Here is a 23,668-nt window from a genome sequence, read left to right as displayed (position 1 = left end):
GGCGAAATCTCCCACGGATCTGTACTGCGTCAACAGTCAGAATCGGGCTTTGTCCCTCCTCCTCCCTTCAAGTCCCAGCATACAAGCGGGCTTGCTCGCGAAAGCGATATGCCAGTCAATGAAGAGGTTGAACATGATGGCCCCTTCGCGAGCAAGCCCGCTCCCACAAGGTTTTGCATTGTTTAGAAGATATAGGTTCCGGTCATGTCGGCCATAACCTGGCGGAAACAGAAAGTATTCGACCGATTCATGAAACAGACTGAAAGCCATTCCAGCGTTTTTCCGAAACTGCCTGGGGATTAACCTGCCGGCATTGAGTTTTCCTACTTTGTTGCCGGAGTCTTCCCATGATCCTTCACTATATTTACGACCCATTGTGCGGTTGGTGCTACGGCGCCAAACCATTGGTGCAAGCCGCCCAAGCGGTGTTGCCTGTCATCGCCCACGGTGGCGGCATGATGACCGGCGCCAACCGCCAGACCGTTTCGCCACAACTGCGCAATTACGTCATGCCCCATGACCGACGCATCGCCGAGTACACCGGCCAGCCGTTTGGCGAGGCGTATTTTGAGGGGCTGCTGCGCGATGAGACGGCAGTGTTCGATTCCGCGCCACCGATTGCCGCTGTGCTGGCAGCCGAGCAGATCGCTGGTCGCGGGCTAGCATTGCTGGGGCGTTTGCAGACGGCTCATTACGTGGAAGGTCGACGCATCGCTGATAACGCCGTGCTGCTGGAACTCGCCACACAGACCGGCCTTGAACCCGAGGCGTTCCAACAGGCATTTAATGAAGCTGACACCGATCGCCATATCAAAGACAGCCGCGCACTCCTGGCCAAGGTCGGTGGACAGGGTTTTCCGACTTTCGCATTGGAACAGGATGGCCAATTCACCCTGGTCGACATCGGCCCTTGGCTCGGCAAACCGCAAGCCTTCGCTCAATGGTTGAGCCAGTCATTGGCGGCAAAAGAGTCTTCATCCGCGTTTCAAGCCTGTGGCCTCGACGGCTGCGCCCATTGAATTCACCTGGAGTCACCATGGATAACCTGAGCCTGATTAAAAGCACCTACGAAGGCGCCAACTCCCAGGAGAACGCTCGCAATACCGCTGCGGCGCTGGCCGATGACGCTCGCTGGACTGAGGCCGCAGGTTTCCCGTACGCCGGGACCTATGTCGGTTTCGACGCTATCGTCGAAAACGTCTTCAAGCGCCTGGCCACCGAGTGGGAAGATTTTCAGTTCAAGGTCGAGCACTACGTTGCACAGGGCGACAAGGTGTTTGCCTACGGCAATTACAGCGGAATCTACAAAGCCACCGGCCGCCCGATGAATGCTCGGGTCGCTCACTTGTGGACCCTGGCCGATGGCAAAGTCACGCATTTCGAACAATTCGTCGACAGCCACACCGTGCAATTGGCTATCGCTGACAAGTGATTTCTTAGACGATTTTCGCCTATTCACAGACGATTCCTGAAATTGACACCTTATTAAGGGCGCAGATAGGATGCGCCCCACGCCTGTGGCTAACCGCCATGACTCACAAAACAATAAAAGGCCCGCCGCGAATTTTCGTGGGCGGGCCTTTTTGTTTTTGGGTGAAAAAAGAGCGCGATAGCGCCGTTTCAGTTGTACGGCACAGCGCGTATCAACCCGTAATAAGGAAAATAACATGTTGAACAAGCGAATCAGCCTGATCGCATTGGGGATGTTGAGCGCCACTCAGGCTATGGCTAACGACCAGGCCGAATCCAAGGGTTTTGTTGAAGACAGCAGCCTCAAAGTGCTGCTGCGCAACGCCTACATCAATCGTGACTACAAGGACGGCCGACAGGACAAAGCCGAGTGGGGCCAAGCGGCCATCGGTACTTTCTCGTCCGGCTTCACCCAAGGCACCGTTGGTGTGGGTGTGGATGCTTTCGGTCTGTACGCGCTGCGTCTGGATGGCGGCAAGGGCCGCAGCGGCGCCGGTGGTATCGACTTTTTCAAACAGGGCGACAGCGGCAACGCGGCGGACGACCTGTCGAAGGGTGGCGCAGCAGTCAAGTTCCGTCTCTCCAGCACCACGCTGACTTATGGCGACCAGATGCCGGCCTTGCCGGTGCTTAACTACGACAACTCGCGCCTGCTGCCGGAAAGCTACACCGGCACTTTGATCACCTCCAAGGAGATCAAAGGTCTGGAACTGAACGCCGGTCGCTTCACCGCCGAATCGCGCAAAAGTGCTGAAGGCCGTGACAGCGGTGGCTTGAAGTCGATCAACGTGTTGGGTGGTAGCTACCAGTTCACCGAACAGTTCAAGGCTGCGCTGTATGCATCCGACGTCGAAGACGTGCTGAAGAAGCAATACGTGAACGCCAACTACGTGTTCCCGATCGACAAGGATCAGTCCCTGACCCTGGACTTCAACGGCTACCGCACCAAGCTGGACGATTCCTACGTCCGCGAAAGCGGTGCTACCGGCGACGACAACAAGATCTGGAGCCTGGCAGCGACCTTCGCCACCGGCCCGCACTCGTTCACACTCGCTCACCAACGCAGCACCGGCGACAGCAACCTGGGTTACGCCTACGGTGGCTACCAGAAGGATCAAGGTCGCGTCGGCGACGGTGGCAACACCATCTATCTGGCGAATTCCTACTGGTCTGACTTCAACGCTGAAGACGAACGCAGCTGGCAGTTGGGCTACGGTCTGGACTTCAGCGCCTTCGGCGTTCCTGGCCTGAGCTACAACGTTGCCTATGTGCGCGGTGACAACATCACCACCTCCACCAGCGAAGGCGGCACCGAGCGCGAGATCTTCAACCAGTTCAAGTACGTCGTGCAAAGTGGCCCGGCCAAAGACCTGAGCGTGAAGGTGCGCAGCTCGATCCTGCGCGTGTCGCACAAATCCAGCGAGTACAACGTCAGCGGCAATGAACTGCGCGTATTCGTGGATTACCCGATCAACATCTTCTGATGATCGGCTGAGTTGTTCAGACTCGATAAAAACCCTGACTGGTTCAGGGTTTTTTTTCGCCTCATGACCGTAAGAAAATACGAAAAATGGCTGTTTTCGATCGTAAAAAGTCGAATTAAAGCAACTTCATACCGCGTTTCAATCAACGCTTGATATGCCTGAAATTCTTTCTCATGGGCTGCAAATGCCGCACCTACTAGATTGAGCCGCTAAATGCAGTGGAGACCTAGTAATGATCGTTTTGAACAGAGAAGTTGGCGAATCGCTACGGCGCGACAAGTATGTCAACGTCCAGGGAGCCGACTTCAATCTCTTCGGTCATTTTTCCGACTTCGTCAGATTGACCAAAAGTTGGGAAAGCATGGAGCCGGACAGTTATTACGGCCAAGCCGATGCGGGCATGCGTTTCCGTCGTTACAGCGATTTCGAATACAACCCGGTCACCCGTGACTTGACGCAGCTGGAACACCGCGCCTACGTGCAATCGAAGGCCAACAACAGCTACGTCGGCGGACTGGAGCGGCACTTCCAGGATTTCTCCAACGAAGTCATCAATTCGCCGGTGATGCGCAGCCTCATCGATGCGGATTTCGAGGTGTACAAAAACGTATTGCCGCCAGAGTTGCACGACGAAATCTGGCAATGCCAGATCCATCAGATCCGCATCGAAATCAAGCCAGGCAAGCAACTGGAAATTACCCCTGAAGGTATTCACTGCGACGGTTATCCGTTCAGCGGTGTGCATTTCTGGGGCCGTAACAACGTGGACGGGGCGGAGAGCCGTTTGTATTCAGCCCAAGAGGAACAATTGGCAGCGACGACCTATCTGGAAATCCTCGACACCACCTACTTCCTCGATCGCGAGATGCGTCACTACGTGACACCGGCACGCAACACTCACGCTCACGAAATGGCCTATCGGCAGATTTTGGCCATTTCCTTCTCGCGGCCCGGGACCGCTTTCGACATTGTTCGCTGAACAGCTAGATCCCATGATGAACATGGCCGAGTGCCCTGCACCGGTGATGCTGCAGCGCGCGACGGCCAAGGATGCCCAGCGCCTGGAACGCTTCTTTCGGCAATTCGAAGAAGTGTCGTTCTGTGAATGGCAGGACGCCAAATGCCTGCGCGGTGTGTTGGTGCAAAAAACCACTGCTGCGTTCCTCGCGCTCGATATCCGTGGCGAAGTAGTCGGCGCGGTGTTGGGCGGCATGCTCGGCAGCCGTGGCACCATCAATCACTTGGCGGTGAGCCCGGTGTATCGCAGCCAGGGCGTCGGTCAGCGCCTGGTGGAAGCGGCGTCGGCAGACATGAAACGGGTCGGTGTGCTGCGGATGTTCCTGTTCGTTGACGATGCTAACCTTGCCGGCAAACGTTTTTGGAGTGCCCAGGGCTTTTGCGAGCCGCGTGGCGAAACGACCTTTGAGAGGGACTTATGAATGAGACGTCCAGCAGCCAGCCGCTGATGGTCGAGCCCCAGCCCTCGCGCACGTTTGCTGAAGCCAGCCCGGTGATTGCGGGCTACTTCACGGTGTCGTTTGTGTTCGGTTTGATGGCCGTCAATGCCGGATTGCCCGTGTGGCTGCCGGTCGCGATGTGCCTGTTCGTCTATGCCGGTGCCTCGCAGTTCGCCGCCCTGGCGCTGATCTCCAGCGGCGCGTCGCTGACCACCATCATCCTCACTACGTTTCTGATCAATGCGCGGCACATGCTGATGTCGGTCTACATGGCCAAGGCCTTGCAGGCGATGGGGCTCAGTCGTCTCGAGCGCTGGTGTTATGCCGGCGGGCTGACCGATGAATCGTTCGCCTTCCACAGCGTCAAACTGGGCAAGGGCACGCCGGTCAATGTGCGTTATCTGATTGGCTTCAATCTGTATTGCCACACGTCGTGGGTACTGGGTGGTTTGCTGGGAGCAATCTGCGCGCAGTACGCAGCGCACCTGATCAAATATCAGCTCGACTATGCGCTGACCGCGATGATGCTCTACGTCCTGGTATCGCTGTGCAACACCCGCAATAAACTGATCGCCGCACTGGCCGCGGTCGCCTGCATGGGTGTCCTGAGCCTGATCGGCAGCTCACCCTTCAACGTATTCATCGCCACATTCGTGGGCTGCGGGGTGGGCGTATGCCTGACCAAACGTTCCTGATTCTGGTCGTCGTGCTAATGATGGCCGTGACGTTCCTGCCGCGTGCGTTGCCGCTGCAAGTGAACACCGACCATTGGCCGCCCTTCGTCGCCAGGGCGCTGGAATACCTGCCGGTGGCGATCGTCGCTGCCATCAGCCTTACGCCGCTGTTGATCAAGGATCAGCAGGTGCAGCTCGATCGCCCGGAATTCTATGCAGCGATTCCGACGTTGTTATGTGCGTATTTCAGCAAAAACCTCTTTCTCAGTGTGGCGGTTGGGACGGCTGCGTACATTGCGCTCGGGTCGTTCATGTAGCGACAGAGCGACCACGTCGTTCAAGGCCTGACCCGACAACTCGGGATTATTGACCGCCAACCGCACTTCGAGGGAATCCTCGAAACCCGGGAAAATGGTCAGGCCGTTACGCAGCGCCGCTTCACGGGAAACCATGCCAAGGCCGTCCATTTGTGTGATCAACGACAGGGTCAGGGTCTCGCTGCAGGAATAGATCATCCGCTTACCTGACTCGTAATTACCAAGGCCGGCGTCGAGAAAGCGCAAGAAGCTGTGGGAATACGGACAATCATCGGCAGGACGAACCTGAAACTTGTTGCCGAGCAGCATCAGCGGATCGTTTTCCTGACCGCAATGGGCACCGACCACCTGCACCTGTACATGGGGCAGGGCAATGCTGGGTAACCCCGGTTGTTGCGGGCCGATCAGCACGGCCAGGTCGAAATCCTCATTCTTCAATTTGCTGAGGTTTTCCATCGACTCGGCGTAGCTGAATTCCAGTTGATAATCAGGAAACACCTCAATGAGGCGCCCGATCATTCGCCGGTTGAAGTCGGCCGAGAGCGTGGTGTTAAGTGCAACCTTGAGCGTGCGCTGCCCAGGCACCTTCAGCGCGGCGACTTTTTCTTCCAGTTGCCGCGTGGCGACCAACACTTTGTCCATGTAGGGCGTGAGCTCCGTGCCCTGCGTTGTCAGGGTCAGCCCCTTGTTGGAGCGACGAAACAACCGAAAACCGAACTGCTCTTCAACCTTGTTCAACTGCGCGGCCAATGCCTGCACGGTCAAACAGGAATGCTCTGCCGCTGCCGACAATGAGCCGGTCTGCACAATGCGCATGAGGTTACGTAAGGTTCTGCTATCCATTTGGGTAATGCCCTCTAAAGTGGGCTGGCTATTGTTGTGTACCTGGCCGCCGGGTGGGCGTCGGTCGCGTGCTGGCTATGATCCTGCACCTGAGCATGCTTGTCCCGAGTTTAGTAGCGAAATGATTCTGCGTCCGATGGTTTGAGGCTTACACAGGATCGGGGTTTTGGTGGAGGGTAGGTGATCAGGGAGCAAAAAAGACCTGGATGGGGGAGGTGTGAGCTTTTTTTGGAAGCAGCGAAATCTTTTTCCAAGGCAAAAAAAAGCAGCCTGATCAGGCTGCTTTCATGAATAGGTGCTTGATATTGTGCTCCCTCAAGCAGGGGAGGAGAGGTTTACCCGAGCGCTGATTTTCAGGTCATCAACGGGGCTCCTACATCGACTATCGCCACCTGAAGGCAGTCGGTTTCGCGCTCTCGATTAAATTTTCTTCCCGTGTGACGCGGGTGTCAACGGGTGTTTTTGACCGTGTGTCGGCGTCTTTTTGGGGGGGCGGAAAATCTCTTTTCAATAGTCTGCGCATAATGATGCTCCCGGCAACTTATTACATCACGTCACTAATGATGTTCCCGTCCCCACCTTTATCCCCCTGACCCAACCTCATACATTCCTCTCCAACGCCTCCCCATCATTCCGATGAGAGGGTCACTGGAGATTCCTCATGCCTTTCGTAAGCGTACGCATCACCCGCGATGGCGTTACCTCAGAGCAGAAAGCTCAGGTGATCGCCGAAATCACTGAAACCCTGGAACGCGTCCTCAACAAACGCCCGGACCTGACCCACATCGTGATCGAAGAAGTCGACACCGATAACTGGGGCTATGCCGGGATCACCACTACCCAGTACCGCAAGCAACTGGCTGAGGCGCAGGGGCAGTCATGACCGCGTCCATCAAAACCATCATTTAGTAGTGGAGGGTTCATCATGAGCAATTCGAAAAAAGTCATCGTTATTACTGGCGCCTCTCAAGGTCTCGGCGCAGGCATGGTCAAGGCCTTCCGTGATCTCGATTACCGGATTGTCGCCACTTCGCGTTCGATCCAGCCATCCACCGACCCGGACATCCTCACCGTTGCCGGCGACATCGGCGACCCGGCGATCGCCCAGCACGTCATCCGTGAAGCGACCGAACGTTTCGGCCGTATCGATACCCTGGTCAACAACGCCGGGATCTTCGTCGCCAAGCCGTTCACCGCCTACACCCCCGAAGACTACGCCGCAGTCTTATCGGTGAACCTGAATGGTTTCTTCTACATCACCCAACTCGCGATCACCGAGATGGAAAAACAAGGCAGCGGCCACGTCGTCAACATCACCACCAGCCTGGTGGATCACGCTATAGACGGTGTGCCGTCGGTATTGGCTTCGTTAACCAAAGGTGGCTTGAACGCGGCGACCAAATCCTTGGCCATTGAGTACGCCAAGCGTGGCATTCGGGTGAATGCGGTTTCCCCGGGCATCATCAAGACGCCGATGCATGGTGAGGAAACCCACGAAGCACTGGGAAGTTTGCACCCGGTTGGGCACATGGGAGAGATCAGCGATATTGCTCAGGCTGTGGTGTATCTGGACAGCGCCAACTTTGTCACCGGCGAGATCTTGCATGTTGATGGTGGGCAGAGTGCGGGGCACTGAGAGCGGTTCAGGAGTAGGGCGCTGTTCACAGCAAGGACGACGACCAGCGCTCTCATCCTTGATTCATTAACCTCCGAACGGCGCTACCTTGATCGGTTCACCCTTTTTCGCGCATGACGGCGGATTGGTCATACCCAGCGTCAGCAGGTTGCCGCCGTTAATGATGCAGTTGAACTGCTGGTTATCATTGGTTTTCAGCGCGACATAAGTATTCGTGCCTTCAGTACGACGGCTGACAATACTCAAGTCAGAAGGTGAATAGCCCAACGCGCCGGCGCTCTGAGATTTGATCTGCTCATCGGTTAGCGTGTTGGTACTGCTGGCGATGGAGTTGCAGCCGGCCAGAGTGAACAACAGCGCACCGGCCAAGGTTATTTTATGGAGAGGCATGGGAGTGTTCCTTACTCGTTGGTGTTTCTTTCGGTCGTGTGGTGCCACGTACTTACCGGAAATCACAACTGAGGAAAGCCGTGGCTTGTGAAGCGTAGCAGAGGGAGATCTGCTCGTTAGTAGCTGAGAGATTTCTTGTGCTGACTGCTCAGGCCAATGCTGTTGGCCCCACGAACCCCAGGAACAACAAAGCCCTCGCATTTCTGCGAGGGCTTTGTTTTGATGCAGTGCTGGAGCTGCGAAGGATGCTCCAGGCTGATGATTTCATTTCTTCCCAAGGATGGATATTTACCTAATGCTCAAGTTCAACGCTCATCTCGGTTTCCAATTCAATGAATTGCCTTTTCTGCAACGCATCGAAGCCGCCGCCGCAGCGGGTTTTCGGGCAGTGGAGTTCCCGTCGCCCTATGAATTCGACGCGAGCCTCCTGGCAGACCACCTGGCGCAATACAGTCTGCCGTTGATTCAGTTCGCCGCACCGGCGGGCGTTACCAAAGGCATCGCTGCCTTGCAGGGCAAGGAAGAAGAGTTTCGCCACGGTTTGCTCCAGGCCGCCCGCTATGCAAAGGCGCTGACATGTTCGGATGTCCACATCATGTCTGGCGTTACGACGCAGGATGACGCAGGACCTATCTTCGGAGGCAACCTGGAGTATGCCGTCAAGTACTTCGAGGATCAGGGATTGCGGCCGCTTATCGAAGTAATTTGTACGCAAGAGATGCCGGGCTATTACATGTCCGACTTCAGCAAGGCGCAACAGGTGCTGGAGACCTTCCCGAGTGTCGGGCTGATTCTCGATCTTTACCATGCTCAGCTTTTGACCGGAGATGCGGCAGATGTTCTGGCTCGGTTTTATGACAGAACAGTCCATGTGCAAATTGCCGACTGCCCGGGTCGTCACGAACCGGGAACAGGGAACATCGACTTCGCAGCTTTGTTCGTCGCGCTGGAGCAGCGTGGCTACACAGGATGGATCGGGTGTGAATACCGTCCTTCCGGTTCCACCGTTGCGAGCCTTGACTGGATTAAACAGCTAAGTGCTTAGCGCTTGCGATGCGGACGGGATTCGCATTTCACATACGAGCGTTCTGAGCCAACCCGCCAAGTTCTATAACTTCAGGTTCTTAGTGGTACGTCATTGCGCCCAAAAAAACTAAATCCATCCTGTTGTTTCTACGATGTTTAAGAATTCATTGCTGGAGTCGTGCTGCTGCCGGCTCTGGCATGGCCGCCAGCGAACTAAACTAGTTGTATCTCTGTAGCAGATGTCTCTCCAGAGGTAAGGAGGTGTCAAATGGCTATTCGTGATACCTATCAGGAAATTGAGCAGACCCTGGGTCTGGTACCGGAGTGGATCAAGCAGATGCCGGAAGGCGGAGCGATCGGATTCTGGGGCGTGGCCCGGGACTTCTGGCTGGCGGATACCAAGATTCCTAATAAGTACAAGGAGTTGATAGGTCTGGCGGTGTCCGGGGCGACCCGTTGCAAGTATTGCGCCCTGTTCCATACCGAAGCCGCGCGCTTGTTTGGCGCGAGCGACGAGGAAATTTCCGAAGCCAGCTTTATGGGCTCGCTGACCATGATGGGCAGCACCTTTATTAACGCCCAGCAGATCGACTACGAGCAGTTCCGGCAGGAAACGCTGAGTATCGTCCGGTATGTCAAAGATCACTCGCAACCCAAAGCCGCTTAAGCCGTTGCGCGAACCTGCCCTTCGCCAGCTGACGAAGGATAAGTTGATTGCAATCACCAGCGATGGTCCCAGGACCACCGCTCGGTGGCAAGCGGCTGTGCTGCGAGCCATCAGCGAACTAATGCAATACAGCGATACCGCCCGCGAAGAAAACCAAGACCTGCGCATCCCCTTCGCCAAAGCACTCCATGACCTCTATGCCGGACAGAAGTCCGACGCCGAGTTGACGGAAATGGTGCTGCTGATGCTGGAAGTGGAAACCGCCCCCTTGCTCGGCAAAGGGCCCCAGGCAGGAGCGGCATCCGGGAACAACAACCCCTGAGAAGTGGAAAAGGGACAACTTTATTTTCCCAGATGCAAATCGTCGTATCCCTGGTTCGAGCAAAAAAGCCCCGCACGATTTGAGCATGCTGACAACGTCAACCTAGGCTTGACGGGTGTATTGGTGTGCATTTCAGGTGGGGCAGTCGCTCGTCAACGTCATGCTGAAGCGAATGTGTAACGGCAGGCGCGCAGGCGAATTTGGTGGGGCTATCAAGGTCGGATGGAAGCAGATTCTCCAACCCCAGAAACAACAAAGCCCTCGCATTGCTGCGAGGGCTTTGTTTTGTATGGTGCCGGCACCAGGAGTCGAACCCGGGACCTACTGATTACAAGTCAGTTGCTCTACCAACTGAGCTATACCGGCGTGTTGGGCGACGATTATAGCGATTGGGTTGGTTCTGTAAACCCCTGAATTCAGACTATTTTTGCGCAGGCGTTCGGTCAGGCGCGAAGCAGTACGTTCTTGAGTTTCTGGAGGGCGCGCCAGGTTCGGCTGTTTTGCATCGCCCGCAACTGCGCTTCGGCGTGTTCGGCGCGTTGCAGGGCGGCGGCGAGGTGGTTTTCGGCGTCAGTGACGGGGTGGCTGAAGTTGTGGCCACGGCAGAACTGGAAGTCGTCCAGGTTGCATGGCGGAATGTCGAAGGCGGGTTTGAGGGCCAGGTGCTCTTCGGCGAGGTAATAAGTGTTGATGCCGTCGAACAGGATGGGCTGGTAGCCGGCGCCGGTGACGAGGGTTTCCCAGGTCTGGTCGCGTTCCCATGGGGTTTCGATGAGGATGATCCACGGTCGCCATCGGGTGAAGTCCATGCCGCGCAGGACGGTTTCTTCGTGGCCTTCGACGTCGATTTTCAGGAAGTGAATCGGACGGTTCCCGGCGTGTTGTTCGCAGATGGAGGCCAGGGTGCGGGATTTGACGGTTTGGCTGCGCACGTCCATGCCGGCGTCTTTGTGTTGCTGGGCCAGGGCCGGGTCGAGGGTCGACAGGCCGGTGCCGGCGATGCCGTAGAAGGTCAGGTCGTCGGCACTTTCGCCGGCCACGCATTGCAGGTTGATGTCGTTGGGGCGTTGTTCGCACAGGGCGTCGTAATAATTTGGCATGGGTTCGACGTTGATGCCGGTCCAGCCGCGGTCATAGAAGGCCTTGGTGACGGAGTCTTGGGTGGGGTGGTTGGCCCCGATATCGATATAAAAGCCATTTTCGACGTATTTGAGGGCGCGCCACAGGCGGATGTCTTCGAAATTCTGGGCGTAAGAAATGAACGTCACGGTCGCATCCTGTCGGTCAGATTTTTCTTGTTCATGGGCCGCACTGTCGGCGTCCTTGTATGCGTGTATAGCAAGGGACGTTGCAAGGCGCAATTTTGCGCTATGGATGTCCGGTGTTCGGCGGTTATGTCGTTTTGATTAAATGCTTATGCACAATGGAGCAGGGGCGATGGCCTGTTCATTACGATTTTGTGAACTCGTTCTCATTTGTCTGCAAATGCCTGTTTTACCGGTTTTTTATAAGGGTGAACAAAAAATGACCAGTAGTGTTTAAGGCGTAAAACGGCGCGGATATTGGATCCACGATAATTCCATCAACAGAGTTATCCACAGGCTGTGGCTATTTAAGGACGTTCTGCCAGGAGTAGGAAATTGCGCGGCGTGAGTGGAGTTTTACAGAAGGTGCCGAGACGAACGGCGTAACCCTGTTCAATGAGGAAAAGTGCCCGATCAAGTACCAGCCACAGCTCCAGCGGCCGTCGGAAAAGGCCTCGTAGCAGCTCCAGATTGCGGACTTCAGCCAATCGCTGCCAACCGGCGGTTTCGAGTGTAGTCCAATCTGGGGCACCAACTGTGGATAAGTCTTTGAGTGCTGCCAGATCGCGGCAGTAATCGGCGAAAGGCTTGTCCAGCCAGGCGCTGGGCAGGGAAGGGGTTGGCAGGTATTTGTCGACGCCGCGCAGTTGCCGTTGCAGCAAGTCGAACGCCAGGCGCCGGGCCATGGAGGTGTCGCGCTGGCGTCGGACGCGAGCGCCGGCGGTGACGGTTTCGCTCATCGGCAGCGCAAGATCATCAACGGAGAGACGTAGGTCGGAGCGCTCAGCCGCGCGGGAAAGCGGCTGATAGGTGTACGGACTGATCCGGTTGTAGCAGCACGGTGCGATGGCCAGTTGTTTGCAACCGGCGGCGCTGGCGAGCTGGATCAGTCGCACATGCAGATCACCGCAGGCGTGCAGCGCTACGGGCGTGTGATCGGCGTTCAATAAGGAGGCTGCGCCTGGCGCGAGCACATCCTGCTCGACGTGCAACGCATGCAACTGATGACGCTGGCTGAGTGCCTGGCCGCTGGCGACCAGCGCCGGGTCGAACTCCAGGCAGGTCAGTTGTTGCCCGGTTTGCAACAGGCGCCGCCCCAAATGGCCCTTGCCCGAACACCAATCCAGCCAATGTGTCGGTGCATGAGCAAATTGCAGGCGACCGGCGAACGCTTCAATCTGCTGCCATTTGCGTCCCGGCACATCCACATTCAATCGATGACCTGCCGCTTCAAGTGTACGAGCTGGTAATTCACCCACCGTGCTCAGTTCAGCAGACATCGCCGCCAATGAAGCAAATGGCTCCGGCGCATCGAGCAAACAAGGTTGGTTATGACTGCTTTCCGCATCCTCCAGCGACCGGCCGCGTAGCCAAAACGCCAACTCCGGGTAGGACGCTTCCCAAGGCAGTTGCAGATGGGTAAACGGTCGAGGCTTCCACAGCGCCTGATGCTCGATCAGAAAAGCATCCAGCGCGGTGAAACGGGCGAGCAGGGCCTCGCCCGTCAGCACGCAGGAATCAACGCCCTTGGCAGGCATCGACGCGCAGCCAGCGCTCCAGCAGCTTGAAGCCACGAACCAGCACGTAAGCCATCAGCAGATAAAACATGCCCGCGGCGAAGAAGATCTCCACCGGCAAGTAGGTGCGGGCGATGATGGTGCGAGCCATGCCGGTCAATTCCAGCAAGGTCACGGTGCTGGCCAGGGCGCTGGCCTTGAGCATCAGGATCACTTCGTTGCTGTAGGCCGGCAGGCCGATGCGCGCCGCACGCGGCAGCATGATGTAGAACAGGGCTTTGGCCCGGGACATGCCCAGCGCCCGCGCCGCTTCAATCTCGCCCGGAGGAATCGCCTGGATCGCGCCGCGCAGGATTTCGGCGATATAGGCCGCGGTGTGCAGGGTCATGGTCGCGGTGGCGCACCAGAACGGACTGCGCAGGTAGGGCCACATCGAGCTGTTACGCACCGCGTCGAACTGCGCCAGACCGTAGTAGACCAGAAACAGCTGAACCAGCAATGGTGTACCACGGAAAAAGAAGATGTAGCCGTAGGGGAATGCCCGCACGTACCAGAGTCGTGACGAGCGAGCGATGCCCAGCGGAATCGCCAGCAGCAACCCGGCGATCACGGCGATGGCCACCAGCTCCAGGGTCAGCGTCGCGCCCTGAGCCAGTTTTGGCAGCCACTTGATGATGACTTCCCAGTTCATTGGGTGCTCCTGGCGAAGCCGCGAGCGGCACGTCGTTCCATAAAGTGCATGCCGGTCATGGCCAGAATGGTCAGACCCAGATACATGAAGGCGGCCACCATATAAAAGGTGAACGGTTGCTTGGATATCGTCACGCCGATTTGTGTGTGACGCATGATTTCTTCCAGGCCGATGACGGAGACCAGCGCAGTGTCTTTCATCAGGATCATGAACAGGTTGCCCAGGCCGGGAAGGGCGATGCGCCACATCTGCGGCATGATCAGCCGGGTAAAGATGCGAAATTTCGACAGGCCCAAGGCCACGCCGGCTTCACGATGACCCTTGGGGATCGCCAGAATCGCACCACGAAACACTTCCGTGGCGTAGGCGCCGAAGCATAGTCCCAGCGCAATTACGCCGGCGGCGAAGGCATTGAGTTCGAGGTCGGGGTTGCCGAAGAACTCGCCCAGGGCACGCATCAGGTTGACCGTGCCGAAGTAGATCAACAGCACCCAGAGCAATTCCGGGATGCCGCGAACCAGCGTGGAATAAGTGCCGCCAAGCCATTGCAGCGGCTTGTACGGGGAAGTCTTGGCCAAGGCGCCGAGCAGACCGAGCACCAGCCCCAGGCACAAGGCCGAGAGTGCCAGTTTCACAGTCATCAGCGCACCAGCGGCGAGCGCCGGGCCGAATCCGTAGAGATCGATAGTCATGGATTTCTTTTCAAATCGCGCAGGCAATGCCAGGGACTGGCGCCGTCAAATAATGGCGCCGGCCCGGCAGGTCAGAATCAATAGATGCTGAACGGGAAGTACTTGTCGTTGATCTTTTTGTAGGTGCCGTCAGCGACGATTTCTTTCAGCGCAGCGTCCAGCTTCTCGCGAATCGGGTCGTTCTTGCGCACAGCGATACCGATCTTGTCGCTTTCTTCCACTGGGTCGCCCTTGAATTCGTAAGCACGGCCGGCGTCGCTTTTCAGCCACTCGTAGTTGACGTACTTGTCGGCCAGGATGCCGTCCAGACGACCCGAAGTCAGGTCCAGGTAGGCGTTTTCCTGGGTGTCGTAGAGTTTGATTTCGACGCCTTCCATGTTGTCTTCCAGCCAGGTGCCGGCCAGGGTCGCGCGTTGAGCGCCGATAACCTTGCCTTGCAACGAAGCCTTGTCGGTCTTGAAGTCGACGTTTTTCGGTGCGATGAACTGCAGCTTGTTGGAGTAGTACGGGGCGGTGAAGTCCACTGCTTGCTTACGCTCGTCAGTGATCGACATCGAGGAGATCAGGAAGTCGAACTTCTTGGCGTTCAGCGCCGGGATGATGCCGTCCCAGTCGGACGTAACCACGGTGCACTCGACTTTCATCTTGGCGCACAGGGCATCGCCGATATCTTTGTCGAAGCCGACGACATTGCCACTGGCATCTTTGTTGTTGAACGGCGGGTAGGCCGCTTCGATGCCCATCTTCAAGGTCTCGGCGGCGACACCGGCACTGAAGGCCAGGGTGACGGCAGCGGCCAGGAAGATTTTTTTGTAGTTCTGCATGCGGGTAGCTCCGTTAGCGGTTGCTGGACATGAATTGTTTGCAGCGCGCCGAAAGCGGGTTTTCGAACACCTGCTGTGGCGATCCTTGCTCTTCTACCAGGCCTTGGTGGAGGAACACCACTTCGCTGGAAACCTGACGGGCGAAGCCCATTTCATGGGTCACGAGCAGCATGGTGCGGCCTTCTTCGGCCAATGCGCGGATGACATTAAGTACTTCCTGGACCATTTCCGGGTCAAGGGCGGAGGTGGGTTCGTCGAACAGAATGACCTTGGGCTGCATCGCCAGGGTGCGGGCGATAGCCGCGCGTTGCTGCTGGCCGCCGGAGAGTTGCGCCGGGTAGGCGTGGCGCTTGTCAGCGATGCCGACCTTGGCCAGTAAGGCTTCGGCGACTTCAATGGCTTCGGCCTTACTTTGGCCGAGTACGCGGCGCGGGGCTTCGATGATGTTGTCGAGCACGCTCATGTGCGGCCAGAGATTAAAGTTTTGAAATACAAAACCGATCTCGCTGCGCAGGCGATTGATCTGCTTGCCGTCGGCAGCGACCAATTCGCCGTTCTTGGCGGCTTTGAGCTTGAGTTCTTCGCCGGCTACCAGGATCTGGCCCTGATGCGGGTTTTCCAGCAGGTTGATGCAACGCAGGAACGTGGACTTGCCGGAACCGGAGGAACCCAGGATCGAGATCACATCGCCGTCGCGGGCGGTCAGCGAGATGCCTTTGAGCACCTCAAGCTGTCCGTAGCGTTTGTGCAAGTTGCGGATTTCAAGCGCGGGCGTGGCCTCAGCCATGTGCGTTCCTCATAGTGTTTTGCGCTCCTGCTATTGGCGGCCTTCCTGGCGAGGCGGCCAAGCTAGCATAGCGTTCGAATGGCAGCCAACAGCGCTACGGACGGTAAACGGGTGGCATGTGGCAGGTTGTCGCATCGGCACAGCAGACTGTCGCCCCATCAACAACCGAACAGCCGTTTGAACACGCTTGGACGTGGCTGTCGCGTAAAAAAAGGCGCGATGTTGCCAGCTTTGGCGGGGTGTTGGAAGCGCTAACCGGACAAACGTACCCGAACTGCACTTTTATTGTGCGCGCCTGTATTTCTTGATGTCTTTTTGGTGCGCAGATTCGTTACTGAAGTGGGTGGCAGGGTAACGCTCTGGCGAAATGCCATTAATCTCAATGACTTGCGATAACTGCTCGATCTGCGTGCAGGCCCCGTGTAACGGGCGCGTGAAACATTTTGGCGCAATTATTGCGTGCAGAATAAGAAACGCCCTGTTGGATTCTTTTTACGAGAAGGGATGTCAGACCGGGCCGACGTCATCGCTTTACTTGCAAAGGTAGTTTTAATGAGCAGTAGCCAAAGCTCCTCCAATGGCCTTGAACAGGGGCTAAAACCGCGTCATGTGACCATGCTGTCGATCGCCGGAGTAATCGGCGCCGGCCTGTTCGTCGGCTCCGGTCACGCCATTGCCGCTGCTGGCCCGGCCGTGCTGTTGGCTTATGCGGCCGCCGGTGCCCTAGTGGTTCTGGTCATGCGAATGCTCGGCGAGATGGCCGTTGCATCGCCAGACACAGGTTCCTTCTCGACGTACGCCGATCGCGCGATTGGTCACTGGGCCGGTTTCACCATCGGCTGGCTCTACTGGTGGTTCTGGGTTTTGGTTATCCCGCTGGAGGCTAACGCTGCCGCGACCATTTTGCATGCCTGGTTCCCGAACGTGGCGATCTGGGCCTTCACCTTGGTTATCACCTTGCTGCTGACCGTGACCAACCTGTTCAGTGTGAAGAACTACGGAGAGTTCGAGTTCTGGTTCGCCCTGGTCAAAGTCGTAGCGATCATCGGCTTTATCGGTCTTGGCATTCTGGCAATCTTCGGCTTCCTGCCGACCAGCCAGGTCAGCGGCGTGTCGCATTTGTTTGACACTCAAGGCTTCCTGCCAAACGGCATGGGCGCGGTGCTGGGTGCCATCCTGACCACTATGTTTTCCTTCATGGGCACTGAGATCGTGACCATTGCGGCCGCGGAATCGAAGAACCCTGGCCAGCAGATTTCCAAGGCTACCAACTCGGTGATCTGGCGGATTGGCTTGTTCTACCTCGTCTCCATCTTCATCGTTGTGGCCTTGGTGCCATGGAATGACCCGATTCTGGCCAGTGTCGGTTCCTACCAGACCGTGCTGGAGCGCATGGGTATCCCGAATGCCAAGCTGATCGTCGATATTGTGGTTCTGGTTGCGGTAACCAGCTGCCTGAACTCGGCGCTCTACACTGCTTCGCGCATGATGTTCTCGTTGGGCAAACGTGGCGATGCGCCGGCCGTTTCCCAGCGCACCAACAGCAGCGGCACACCTTACTGGGCTGTGATGCTGTCGACCGCTGCTGCGTTTCTTGCAGTGTTCGCTAACTACGTGGCCCCGGCCGCTGTATTCGAATTCCTGCTGGCCAGCTCGGGCGCCATCGCGTTGCTGGTGTACCTGGTGATCGCGATTTCGCAACTGCGTATGCGCAAACAGCGTATGGCTCGCGGTGAAAAAATCGCCTTCAGCATGTGGCTGTTCCCGGGCCTGACCTACGCCGTGATCGTATTCATTGTCGCGGCCCTGACCATCATGCTGTTCCAGGAAGCCCATCGCGTGGAGATTCTCGCGACCGGTTTGCTAAGCGCACTCGTGGTGGCGGCGGGGTTGCTGGTAGCTCGACGTCGTCGCAACGAGAAGTTGACCGCAGCGATAGCGCGCTGAGTGTTCTGACTCAAAGTAAACGCGGTAGAAACACCGAACGACCGTCATCAGAAATGATCACGGTCGTTTTTGCTTTTTCGGTTGGCTATCTCATGGACAGAGTGATGGCTAAATAGTAGCCTTCTTGGCGAATGTGCATTTCGGTGTTTCCGGGATGCGATGGAGTTTCAGGACACGGATTGTTCGATGCCCCCAGCCTTCCTGGCTAAAGCCCCCCGAGCCTTTCTTGCCTGCTCCCTCATCTGAAGAGTGTTCACAGATGCATTTGCGTGTACCTGTTGTTTATGACGGCAGGTCAGAGTCAGCGCTGCATGGAGATAGCCCGGCCGTTCAGCCAACCCATTAGGGCATCAAGGAGACAGGCATGGCGTTTACATCGGTTGTGTTCAAAAACCCTAACACCGGTGCCATGAAAGAAGCGCCAATCGGCTTCTCGTGGACGGTGTTTTTCTTTGGCTTTTTTCCGCCACTGTTCCGTGGTGATATCAAATGGGCAGCGATCATGTTCATTGTGGCCTGCTTCACCTTCGGCCTCAGCAACATCGTGTTCATGTTCATCTACAACAAACTCTACGTGCGTGACCTGATCGGTTCCGGCTACAAAGCTCAATCCATCGCCAGCGGCGACCTGAGCTATGTGAGCGCGAAGATCGGCATGGAAATTCCACGTCTGGAAGCTGTCGCTGGCTAAGATTTGAATTTTCGGGTGGCAAACAAAAAACGGGCGCAATCAGTGATGATTGCGCCCGTTTTTTGTTTGCCCGGGTTTCAGTTTTCAGACTGATTCGCCCTTTGACTCGCCTTCGTCCAGCGACTGACGATAACTGTCCAGCGCATCGCCAAAGTCGGTAATGAATTGCGGGTCGGTCAGCCAGGCCTGGGCGGCGTCGCGGTCCATGCCGTCGGCCCACATGCGGTAGTCGATCAGCATGTCGGCGGCCAAATGTGTGGCGGCCATGGCTTCGTTGTCGGCGTTTTCCATGTCCAGCAGTTCTGGATGATCGCTGATGATTTCGGCGAGGTTCGACAGCAGGGTCAGCAGCATGTCGTTGCGGCTGGTAGCCTCGGCGTCACGCATTTTGCTGAACATCGCCAGGGTGTATTCCGGGATCGGCTCACCGATGTCGCCCAGATCATCGTCCAGCGCGGCGGGTTTTCTGCCGTGGATATTGATTTGCTTGGCTTTGATCTTGGCGCGTTTGGCGCGTTTCTGTTGCTTGTTCAGGGATGCCATGGGAACTCAGTCTGGTTTCTGTTGGGTTTGGGCCGCGATGGCGTCGGACGCCGCCACGTAGTCAGCCTGGAAGGCCGCAGATTCGATCCACGCCAGGGCGCCGGCTTCGTCGGTCTCGGTGGACCATTGGCGGTATTCGATCAGTGCCGCGAGGATGAAGTCCATTGCGCCTTCTTCGCCTTCCTGCTCGTACACCAGTTCCAGCAGCGGGTCTTCGAGGAAGGCTGCACACATCGCTTGCTGACTGGTTTTTTCAGCGTCGATCATTTTCTTGAACAGTTCGGTCAGGTCCACCGATTCGAAGTCGATGCGATCGTCGTTCGGGTCCAGCTCGACCGGCGCAGCGGCCCGCTGGGTGCGGTTCTGCTTGGCCTTGGCTTTGGCGCGGGAGGCGCGTTTGTTTTGCTTGTTGGCGGAGGCCATGGGCGTCGTTCCGTAATTCGTTGAGGGGGCGCATCCATCAACTGCGTGGCACTCGCCGCCCGGGTGTATCGGGGGCCAGCTCGCCGGTTCGCAGCCAGGACAATGCAATGGGCCATAGTGTGGCTTGGTATGCGCTACGAAAAAAGGCGAAATGTCCGACTTCTTCTTCGCCGATATCTTCAGGGGTGATTCGCAGGTGGGTGTTTGTACTGCCAGTGAAGTAGCCGAGCAGGCGTTCGATGGCCGCAATGGTGCCATAGGGATCGTCGCTGAGGCTGATCGCCAGGGTTTGGGCGGTGACATTGGCGAAGGGGAGCTGACCGTTTTTGGCGTGGATGACACGACCGCTGGGGCGTTTCTCGTATCGGGCGGTGGGCATGCTCCAGTCGCGGACTACACCGGCCGGGGTGTCTTCGAGCCAGCCGAGGCGTTTGCCGGGAAAATAGCCATAAAGCAGGGTCATCAATGGCATCGTCACGTGCCACTTCCCAAACATTCGCCAGCGATGGGCGGGGGCATAGTCGCGCCAGTAAGCGAACTGCGCACCCACCGTCACCAGGCGTCGGATCACATGCCCCGAGGCGCCCAACCCTGCCGCACAGCCGCCGAAGCTGTGGCCGACGACATTGATGGGTTGTTCTGCAAACTCGCGTTGCGCTCTTTGCAGCATCGCCTCGAAATCCAGCGCGCCCCAGTCGGACCATGAGGCTTCAAGTCCTTTCAACGACGCGGGGCGCGACTCGCCGATGCCGCGGTAGTCATAGGTGATCACGTCGAAGCCATTGGCGAACAGGTAATCGGCGAAGCGCGAGTAGTGTCGGCAACGGACTGAAGTAGCGGCGTTGATAATCACCACAGGACGGGTTGGGTCTTGATTCGCATGCCGCCAGGTGAAGCCGCCAAGGATGAAGCCGTCGGCGGCGGGTTCGTTGAACGGCTCTCCGGCGGCATTGGAGGGGCGTTTTCCGAATTGGAGCATTGGAAATTGCGTGAGCAGGATTTGTTGTCTCATTGGTGCTCCGTTGCTAACCGGGCCCATTCAGAGCGAGAAAGTTTGTCTAGAGTTTGTCTACGGTATGGCGTCAGTAAAACGCCTGAGAATCCAGCGGCCTTTGTGCAAACTGCCCGATTTTTCAATACTTTGGTCACGTGTCGACATCGAGTGCAGCAAATTGCGAAATTTGTTCTGCTTTTGTTTTTCGTCTAAAGCATCCGATAGTTTATCTAGGATTAGCGCGACTAGCTCAAGGCGTGATGCTGACCCATATTGCCTCAAATAATCGAGAATCAGATCTTTGTAGTAGCCATCATTGAAAGCCCGGTTGCGAATATAGTCGCTTTGGTTTCCCGTGCTGCGCGCCACTTGGGCGGCAGCGTAATAATTCGGTTTTCGCCCCTCGATAAGCCCTTGCTTGCGCAGCAAGGCCGCGGCATTTTCTGTGATGGGTTGTCTTTTCTGCACCCTGTCCAGCAGCATGACTGTGTTCAATGGCAGATCCTGATTTTCCAACAGTAGACGGGTGTAGTTTTCGTCGATCACGTTCCCGTAAATCTCCAGCACAACTTTGTTTTCCTTGGACTTGCTGTAGTCCGGCAGTGGGAAGTATCGGCTACGTTGGGACAGAGTCATGGTGGAAATTCCGAAACCCATGGTGTCGATCATGTTCAAGCCGACCATCGCTTGGGTGAGCCAAGGGTTACGGTAGCGGCTTGGCGTATGCTCGCCGCTGAAGTAGTCCTCAGGTTCACCCTCATAGAAACCTCCAGCATTTTCGAATACCAATCTGTCGACGCGCTCGACGACGATGATGCGTGAGCGCAGTTGATAGTCCTGATGGGCAATGCAGTTGTGCAAGGCTTCCAGGATGACGCGAGTGTCATATTTGCTGACTTCGGTGGCCAGTAATTGGTTTTGTGGAAAAAGCTTGTAGTCAATATTACGTATGCGATGCAGCACCTGAGTCGTCGTCAGTAAAAACGGTAGGCCAAAGTGTTCGTATGCCTGTTCTTCGCCTGCGAGTTTCCAGGTGATTTGTGCCAGGGTTGGCAGAAAATGACTGGCTTCTCGTTTGCCCACCAACAACAAAGCGGAGTGCGTGATGCACCCCTGAATAGTCAGCTTCGCTTTGTCCAGAAAAGTCGCCAGATCCCAGGTTTGAATGTCTTCAGCAAATGAAGCATTGCGGTGTTTCTCCGCAAACTTCTGTCGTGCTACGTCGACCGCCTGTTCATCAAGGTCGGCGTGGGTCGCGCCTAATACCGTCTGAGCCGACCAATCCTGTATGTCGATTGGCTCATTCAAAATAGCCTCTAGCCGTTCCTGCCGCATCTCAATCAATACATCGTCCAACCGCTGCCATGCTTTATCGTGCGCATAAACCGGCAGCCTCGGCCTATGCCTGGGAATATGAAACACCCAGACGGTCTTGCCGATATCGCTGGTAGTGAAACTTTCGATGCAAAAACCTTCCGAGTTCAGATTGCAGCAACGCCCGAGCAAACGCTGGCGAATGTTTTCAGGTGTGTAGTCATGAAACTGCTGGACTCCGACAATGTGTAGCGAACAATCCTGGACGCCGATCACCAAATGACCTCCGGCCATATTTGCGATGGCGGATAGATAACTCGCAATATCTGCACCTTTGCGTCCGGACACGGCATGAGTAAGGTTCTTGAACTCCTTCCACTCGCAGGCAGTGTTTTCCTTGGGGTATTTGCTGCGTAGGTAGTTTTGAAGGGCCAACTCGTTCACCGGATTACCCTGCCACGCAACCGCTCCTCAAGCACCGCCCATTCCCGATCCAGTTCTGTGCGAAGTTCCTCCTCGCTCGGCAGCACCAGCCGGTAGGTACTGGCGAACAGTTGTTCGTTACCTTGCAGCACTGAATAGCGCACCACCGATTCATCTTTCTGCGCGCAGAGAATGAGGCCGACGGTGGGGCTATCCTCCGGTCCGCGCTTGAGGTCGTCGTACATGCGCACGTACATGTCCATCTGGCCGACATCCTGGTGTGTCAGTACGCCGCGCTTGAGGTCGAAGATGACGAAGCACTTGAGCAGGTAGTTGTAGAACACCAGGTCGATGTAGAAGTCTTTGCTCTCGGTACTGATGCGTTGCTGGCGAGCGATGAAGGCGAAGCCTTTGCCCAGTTCGAGCAGGAAGCCCTGAAGTTGATCGATCAAGGCTTGTTCAAGTTCGCTTTCCTGGACCAAGCCCGCATTGGGCAGGCCGAGAAACTCCAGTAGCACGGGGTCCCGGATGAATTCCCGAGGGCTGGCGTTCATTTGCTGGATGTTGGTGTCGGCTTCCTGTTTGACGGCGGACCGGTCGCGACTCGCCAGCAGGCGTTCGTAATAGAGGGTATTGATCTGGCGCTCGAGGGCGCGACTTGACCAGTTCTGCAGAGCTGATTCGTTCATGTACCAGTGGCGAGCGCTGTCGTTGTCGACTCGCAGCAGTCTGCGGTAGTGGGTCCAGCTCAATTCGTGACGCAGTGCGTCACGAATTGGGAATGCTTGATAGAACTGGCGCATGTAGCGAAGGTTGGAAGCGTCGAAGCCTTTCCCAAACTCCGACGTCAGTACTTTCGCCAGCGTCGATAGCAGTTGCTTGCCATAAACCGCGCGCCGAGCGCCTTCCTGCTCGAACTCCACAATATGCCGTCCGATTTGCCAACAGGTTTGCACCTGAACGGTATCGACCGCTCGCAGCACCTTCTGACGCGCTTCACGGATCAATTCGCCAAGATTGCCGAGCAGTGAAGTGATCTGTGAATCTTGAGTGTTATCGGGTTTGAGAGGGCTCATGACATTTTCCGCAGCTGAAGGAAACAGGCGCAAGAGGATGGCAAGGGAGTGATAGTCCGCGATGCCGGGCGTTGCTGGTAAATCGGAAGGAAAGGCGAGTTTGTTTTGCAGGACCGGGCCGACGGAAACCCATGCAGGAGGAGCGCATCACGTAGT

27 protein-coding genes and 1 tRNA gene are annotated in these 23,668 nt (G+C 56.6%); 14 read left to right on the top strand and 14 right to left on the bottom strand.

The window, feature by feature from the left end; all coding sequences use genetic code 11:
* Positions 1–347: 347 nt before the first annotated feature.
* The 7 genes from ACQKPC_RS15735 to ACQKPC_RS15705 all read left to right on the top strand — a co-directional run bounded on the left by ACQKPC_RS15735 (position 348) and on the right by ACQKPC_RS15705 (position 5,402).
* Complete coding sequence (locus tag ACQKPC_RS15735; protein ID WP_427625442.1) at positions 348–1,019, top strand: DsbA family protein; 672 nt, start codon at positions 348–350, stop codon at positions 1,017–1,019.
* 17 nt (positions 1,020–1,036) lie between these two features.
* Positions 1,037–1,432 carry a nuclear transport factor 2 family protein gene (locus ACQKPC_RS15730; RefSeq protein ID WP_063341875.1) on the top strand — a complete coding sequence of 132 codons (396 nt, stop codon included), beginning with the start codon at positions 1,037–1,039 and terminating at the stop codon, positions 1,430–1,432.
* Between the two features lie 235 nt (positions 1,433–1,667).
* A complete protein-coding gene (locus tag ACQKPC_RS15725; RefSeq protein WP_401171988.1) occupies positions 1,668–2,954 on the top strand; it encodes an OprD family porin in 1,287 nt (428 codons plus the stop codon).
* Positions 2,955–3,186: 232 nt separating this feature from the next.
* Positions 3,187–3,933 (top strand): 2OG-Fe dioxygenase family protein, encoded by a 747-nt coding sequence (locus tag ACQKPC_RS15720; RefSeq protein ID WP_427625441.1) that lies wholly within the window; start codon positions 3,187–3,189, stop codon positions 3,931–3,933.
* Between the two features lie 22 nt (positions 3,934–3,955).
* Positions 3,956–4,393, top strand: a complete 438-nt coding sequence (locus ACQKPC_RS15715; protein ID WP_427625440.1) for a GNAT family N-acetyltransferase — start codon at positions 3,956–3,958, stop codon at positions 4,391–4,393.
* Complete coding sequence (locus ACQKPC_RS15710; protein WP_008068738.1) at positions 4,390–5,106, top strand: AzlC family ABC transporter permease; 717 nt, start codon at positions 4,390–4,392, stop codon at positions 5,104–5,106. Before ACQKPC_RS15715 ends, ACQKPC_RS15710 begins: the two co-directional genes overlap by 4 nt.
* The gene (locus ACQKPC_RS15705) at positions 5,085–5,402 is read left to right on the top strand and encodes an AzlD domain-containing protein (RefSeq protein ID WP_008068739.1); all 318 of its coding nucleotides are present in this window, start codon (positions 5,085–5,087) and stop codon (positions 5,400–5,402) included. Before ACQKPC_RS15710 ends, ACQKPC_RS15705 begins: the two co-directional genes overlap by 22 nt.
* On the opposite strand, the gene ACQKPC_RS15700 is transcribed toward ACQKPC_RS15705, so the two are convergent.
* The gene (locus ACQKPC_RS15700) at positions 5,319–6,245 is read right to left on the bottom strand and encodes a LysR family transcriptional regulator (protein WP_218396915.1); all 927 of its coding nucleotides are present in this window, start codon (positions 6,243–6,245) and stop codon (positions 5,319–5,321) included. The two genes, ACQKPC_RS15705 and ACQKPC_RS15700, sit on opposite strands and share 84 nt — an antisense overlap.
* Positions 6,246–6,906: 661 nt before the next feature.
* On the opposite strand from ACQKPC_RS15700, the gene ACQKPC_RS15695 reads away from it, so the two are divergent.
* Together ACQKPC_RS15695 and ACQKPC_RS15690 are read left to right on the top strand one after the other, a co-directional pair.
* Positions 6,907–7,128: a tautomerase family protein gene (locus ACQKPC_RS15695; RefSeq protein ID WP_007897514.1), complete on the top strand. Its 222-nt coding sequence runs from the start codon at positions 6,907–6,909 to the stop codon at positions 7,126–7,128.
* 42 nt (positions 7,129–7,170) lie between these two features.
* Positions 7,171–7,881, top strand: coding sequence for an SDR family NAD(P)-dependent oxidoreductase (locus ACQKPC_RS15690; protein ID WP_427625439.1), 711 nt, complete (start codon positions 7,171–7,173; stop codon positions 7,879–7,881).
* 66 nt (positions 7,882–7,947) lie between these two features.
* On the opposite strand, the gene ACQKPC_RS15685 is transcribed toward ACQKPC_RS15690, so the two are convergent.
* A complete protein-coding gene (locus tag ACQKPC_RS15685) occupies positions 7,948–8,271 on the bottom strand; it encodes a hypothetical protein (protein WP_427625437.1) in 324 nt (107 codons plus the stop codon).
* A gap of 295 nt (positions 8,272–8,566) precedes the next feature.
* On the opposite strand from ACQKPC_RS15685, the gene ACQKPC_RS15680 reads away from it, so the two are divergent.
* The 3 genes from ACQKPC_RS15680 (at position 8,567) to ACQKPC_RS15670 (ending at position 10,286) form a co-directional block, all read left to right on the top strand.
* Positions 8,567–9,316: a hydroxypyruvate isomerase family protein gene (locus tag ACQKPC_RS15680; protein WP_427625436.1), complete on the top strand. Its 750-nt coding sequence runs from the start codon at positions 8,567–8,569 to the stop codon at positions 9,314–9,316.
* Between the two features lie 249 nt (positions 9,317–9,565).
* Positions 9,566–9,964 (top strand): carboxymuconolactone decarboxylase family protein, encoded by a 399-nt coding sequence (locus ACQKPC_RS15675; RefSeq protein ID WP_007939479.1) that lies wholly within the window; start codon positions 9,566–9,568, stop codon positions 9,962–9,964.
* A complete protein-coding gene (locus ACQKPC_RS15670; RefSeq protein ID WP_427625435.1) occupies positions 9,930–10,286 on the top strand; it encodes a hypothetical protein in 357 nt (118 codons plus the stop codon). The genes ACQKPC_RS15675 and ACQKPC_RS15670 overlap by 35 nt, the downstream gene beginning before the upstream one ends.
* A gap of 290 nt (positions 10,287–10,576) precedes the next feature.
* Here ACQKPC_RS15670 and ACQKPC_RS15665 read toward each other — a convergent pair.
* The 7 genes from ACQKPC_RS15665 to ACQKPC_RS15635 form a co-directional block, all read right to left on the bottom strand.
* Positions 10,577–10,652 (bottom strand) — tRNA-Thr (locus ACQKPC_RS15665).
* Between the two features lie 77 nt (positions 10,653–10,729).
* Positions 10,730–11,554: an FkbM family methyltransferase gene (locus ACQKPC_RS15660; RefSeq protein ID WP_427625433.1), complete on the bottom strand. Its 825-nt coding sequence runs from the start codon at positions 11,552–11,554 to the stop codon at positions 10,730–10,732.
* Between the two features lie 344 nt (positions 11,555–11,898).
* Positions 11,899–13,128 (bottom strand): methyltransferase, encoded by a 1,230-nt coding sequence (locus ACQKPC_RS15655; RefSeq protein WP_427625432.1) that lies wholly within the window; start codon positions 13,126–13,128, stop codon positions 11,899–11,901.
* The gene (locus ACQKPC_RS15650) at positions 13,109–13,798 is read right to left on the bottom strand and encodes an ABC transporter permease (protein ID WP_123498398.1); all 690 of its coding nucleotides are present in this window, start codon (positions 13,796–13,798) and stop codon (positions 13,109–13,111) included. The genes ACQKPC_RS15655 and ACQKPC_RS15650 overlap by 20 nt, the downstream gene beginning before the upstream one ends.
* Positions 13,795–14,490, bottom strand: a complete 696-nt coding sequence (locus ACQKPC_RS15645; protein ID WP_427625431.1) for an ABC transporter permease — start codon at positions 14,488–14,490, stop codon at positions 13,795–13,797. Before ACQKPC_RS15645 ends, ACQKPC_RS15650 begins: the two co-directional genes overlap by 4 nt.
* Positions 14,491–14,567: 77 nt before the next feature.
* Positions 14,568–15,314 (bottom strand): ABC transporter substrate-binding protein, encoded by a 747-nt coding sequence (locus ACQKPC_RS15640; RefSeq protein WP_427625430.1) that lies wholly within the window; start codon positions 15,312–15,314, stop codon positions 14,568–14,570.
* Positions 15,315–15,327: 13 nt separating this feature from the next.
* Complete coding sequence (locus tag ACQKPC_RS15635) at positions 15,328–16,101, bottom strand: ABC transporter ATP-binding protein (RefSeq protein ID WP_007897462.1); 774 nt, start codon at positions 16,099–16,101, stop codon at positions 15,328–15,330.
* Positions 16,102–16,653: 552 nt separating this feature from the next.
* On the opposite strand from ACQKPC_RS15635, the gene gabP reads away from it, so the two are divergent.
* Together gabP and ACQKPC_RS15625 are read left to right on the top strand one after the other, a co-directional pair.
* Entirely contained in the window at positions 16,654–18,048 is a 1,395-nt protein-coding gene (gene gabP, locus ACQKPC_RS15630; RefSeq protein WP_427625428.1) for a GABA permease, read from the top strand.
* A gap of 364 nt (positions 18,049–18,412) precedes the next feature.
* A complete protein-coding gene (locus ACQKPC_RS15625) occupies positions 18,413–18,739 on the top strand; it encodes a hypothetical protein (protein ID WP_427625427.1) in 327 nt (108 codons plus the stop codon).
* An 84-nt stretch (positions 18,740–18,823) separates the two neighbouring features.
* Here the strand turns inward: ACQKPC_RS15625 and ACQKPC_RS15620 are convergent, their stop codons facing one another.
* The 5 genes from ACQKPC_RS15620 to ACQKPC_RS15600 form a co-directional block, all read right to left on the bottom strand.
* Positions 18,824–19,282, bottom strand: coding sequence for a hypothetical protein (locus ACQKPC_RS15620; RefSeq protein ID WP_063341864.1), 459 nt, complete (start codon positions 19,280–19,282; stop codon positions 18,824–18,826).
* Positions 19,283–19,288: 6 nt separating this feature from the next.
* On the bottom strand, positions 19,289–19,705 hold the full coding sequence (locus ACQKPC_RS15615) for a hypothetical protein (RefSeq protein ID WP_253547116.1): 417 nt from the start codon (positions 19,703–19,705) through the stop codon (positions 19,289–19,291).
* Between the two features lie 37 nt (positions 19,706–19,742).
* Complete coding sequence (locus ACQKPC_RS15610; RefSeq protein ID WP_427625448.1) at positions 19,743–20,684, bottom strand: alpha/beta hydrolase family protein; 942 nt, start codon at positions 20,682–20,684, stop codon at positions 19,743–19,745.
* A 90-nt stretch (positions 20,685–20,774) separates the two neighbouring features.
* Entirely contained in the window at positions 20,775–22,457 is a 1,683-nt protein-coding gene (locus ACQKPC_RS15605) for an ATP-binding protein (protein WP_427625426.1), read from the bottom strand.
* On the bottom strand, positions 22,454–23,512 hold the full coding sequence (locus ACQKPC_RS15600) for a PDDEXK nuclease domain-containing protein (RefSeq protein ID WP_427625425.1): 1,059 nt from the start codon (positions 23,510–23,512) through the stop codon (positions 22,454–22,456). The genes ACQKPC_RS15605 and ACQKPC_RS15600 overlap by 4 nt, the downstream gene beginning before the upstream one ends.
* Positions 23,513–23,668: the final 156 nt, after the last annotated feature.

Source organism: Pseudomonas sp. NPDC089918 (genome assembly GCF_050280605.1).
In the GTDB taxonomy this organism is placed as follows: Bacteria; Pseudomonadota; Gammaproteobacteria; order Pseudomonadales; family Pseudomonadaceae; genus Aquipseudomonas.
This window is presented reverse-complemented; position numbering and strand designations above follow the sequence as displayed.

Excerpts from the sequence above, each read along its gene's own strand:
- ACQKPC_RS15735 (WP_427625442.1), top strand. The coding sequence starts at position 348 with ATGATCCTTCACTATATTTACGACCCATTGTGCGGTTGGTGCTACGGC.
- ACQKPC_RS15730 (WP_063341875.1), top strand. The coding sequence starts at position 1,037 with ATGGATAACCTGAGCCTGATTAAAAGCACCTACGAAGGCGCCAACTCC.
- ACQKPC_RS15725 (WP_401171988.1), top strand. The coding sequence starts at position 1,668 with ATGTTGAACAAGCGAATCAGCCTGATCGCATTGGGGATGTTGAGCGCC.
- ACQKPC_RS15720 (WP_427625441.1), top strand. The coding sequence starts at position 3,187 with ATGATCGTTTTGAACAGAGAAGTTGGCGAATCGCTACGGCGCGACAAG.
- ACQKPC_RS15715 (WP_427625440.1), top strand. The coding sequence starts at position 3,956 with ATGGCCGAGTGCCCTGCACCGGTGATGCTGCAGCGCGCGACGGCCAAG.
- ACQKPC_RS15710 (WP_008068738.1), top strand. The coding sequence starts at position 4,390 with ATGAATGAGACGTCCAGCAGCCAGCCGCTGATGGTCGAGCCCCAGCCC.
- ACQKPC_RS15705 (WP_008068739.1), top strand. The coding sequence starts at position 5,085 with ATGCCTGACCAAACGTTCCTGATTCTGGTCGTCGTGCTAATGATGGCC.
- ACQKPC_RS15700 (WP_218396915.1), bottom strand. The coding sequence starts at position 6,245 with ATGGATAGCAGAACCTTACGTAACCTCATGCGCATTGTGCAGACCGGC.
- ACQKPC_RS15695 (WP_007897514.1), top strand. The coding sequence starts at position 6,907 with ATGCCTTTCGTAAGCGTACGCATCACCCGCGATGGCGTTACCTCAGAG.
- ACQKPC_RS15690 (WP_427625439.1), top strand. The coding sequence starts at position 7,171 with ATGAGCAATTCGAAAAAAGTCATCGTTATTACTGGCGCCTCTCAAGGT.
- ACQKPC_RS15685 (WP_427625437.1), bottom strand. The coding sequence starts at position 8,271 with ATGCCTCTCCATAAAATAACCTTGGCCGGTGCGCTGTTGTTCACTCTG.
- ACQKPC_RS15680 (WP_427625436.1), top strand. The coding sequence starts at position 8,567 with ATGCTCAAGTTCAACGCTCATCTCGGTTTCCAATTCAATGAATTGCCT.
- ACQKPC_RS15675 (WP_007939479.1), top strand. The coding sequence starts at position 9,566 with ATGGCTATTCGTGATACCTATCAGGAAATTGAGCAGACCCTGGGTCTG.
- ACQKPC_RS15670 (WP_427625435.1), top strand. The coding sequence starts at position 9,930 with ATGTCAAAGATCACTCGCAACCCAAAGCCGCTTAAGCCGTTGCGCGAA.
- ACQKPC_RS15655 (WP_427625432.1), bottom strand. The coding sequence starts at position 13,128 with ATGCCTGCCAAGGGCGTTGATTCCTGCGTGCTGACGGGCGAGGCCCTG.
- ACQKPC_RS15650 (WP_123498398.1), bottom strand. The coding sequence starts at position 13,798 with ATGAACTGGGAAGTCATCATCAAGTGGCTGCCAAAACTGGCTCAGGGC.
- ACQKPC_RS15645 (WP_427625431.1), bottom strand. The coding sequence starts at position 14,490 with ATGACTATCGATCTCTACGGATTCGGCCCGGCGCTCGCCGCTGGTGCG.
- ACQKPC_RS15640 (WP_427625430.1), bottom strand. The coding sequence starts at position 15,314 with ATGCAGAACTACAAAAAAATCTTCCTGGCCGCTGCCGTCACCCTGGCC.
- ACQKPC_RS15635 (WP_007897462.1), bottom strand. The coding sequence starts at position 16,101 with ATGGCTGAGGCCACGCCCGCGCTTGAAATCCGCAACTTGCACAAACGC.
- gabP (WP_427625428.1), top strand. The coding sequence starts at position 16,654 with ATGAGCAGTAGCCAAAGCTCCTCCAATGGCCTTGAACAGGGGCTAAAA.
- ACQKPC_RS15625 (WP_427625427.1), top strand. The coding sequence starts at position 18,413 with ATGGCGTTTACATCGGTTGTGTTCAAAAACCCTAACACCGGTGCCATG.
- ACQKPC_RS15620 (WP_063341864.1), bottom strand. The coding sequence starts at position 19,282 with ATGGCATCCCTGAACAAGCAACAGAAACGCGCCAAACGCGCCAAGATC.
- ACQKPC_RS15615 (WP_253547116.1), bottom strand. The coding sequence starts at position 19,705 with ATGGCCTCCGCCAACAAGCAAAACAAACGCGCCTCCCGCGCCAAAGCC.
- ACQKPC_RS15610 (WP_427625448.1), bottom strand. The coding sequence starts at position 20,684 with ATGCTCCAATTCGGAAAACGCCCCTCCAATGCCGCCGGAGAGCCGTTC.
- ACQKPC_RS15600 (WP_427625425.1), bottom strand. The coding sequence starts at position 23,512 with ATGAGCCCTCTCAAACCCGATAACACTCAAGATTCACAGATCACTTCA.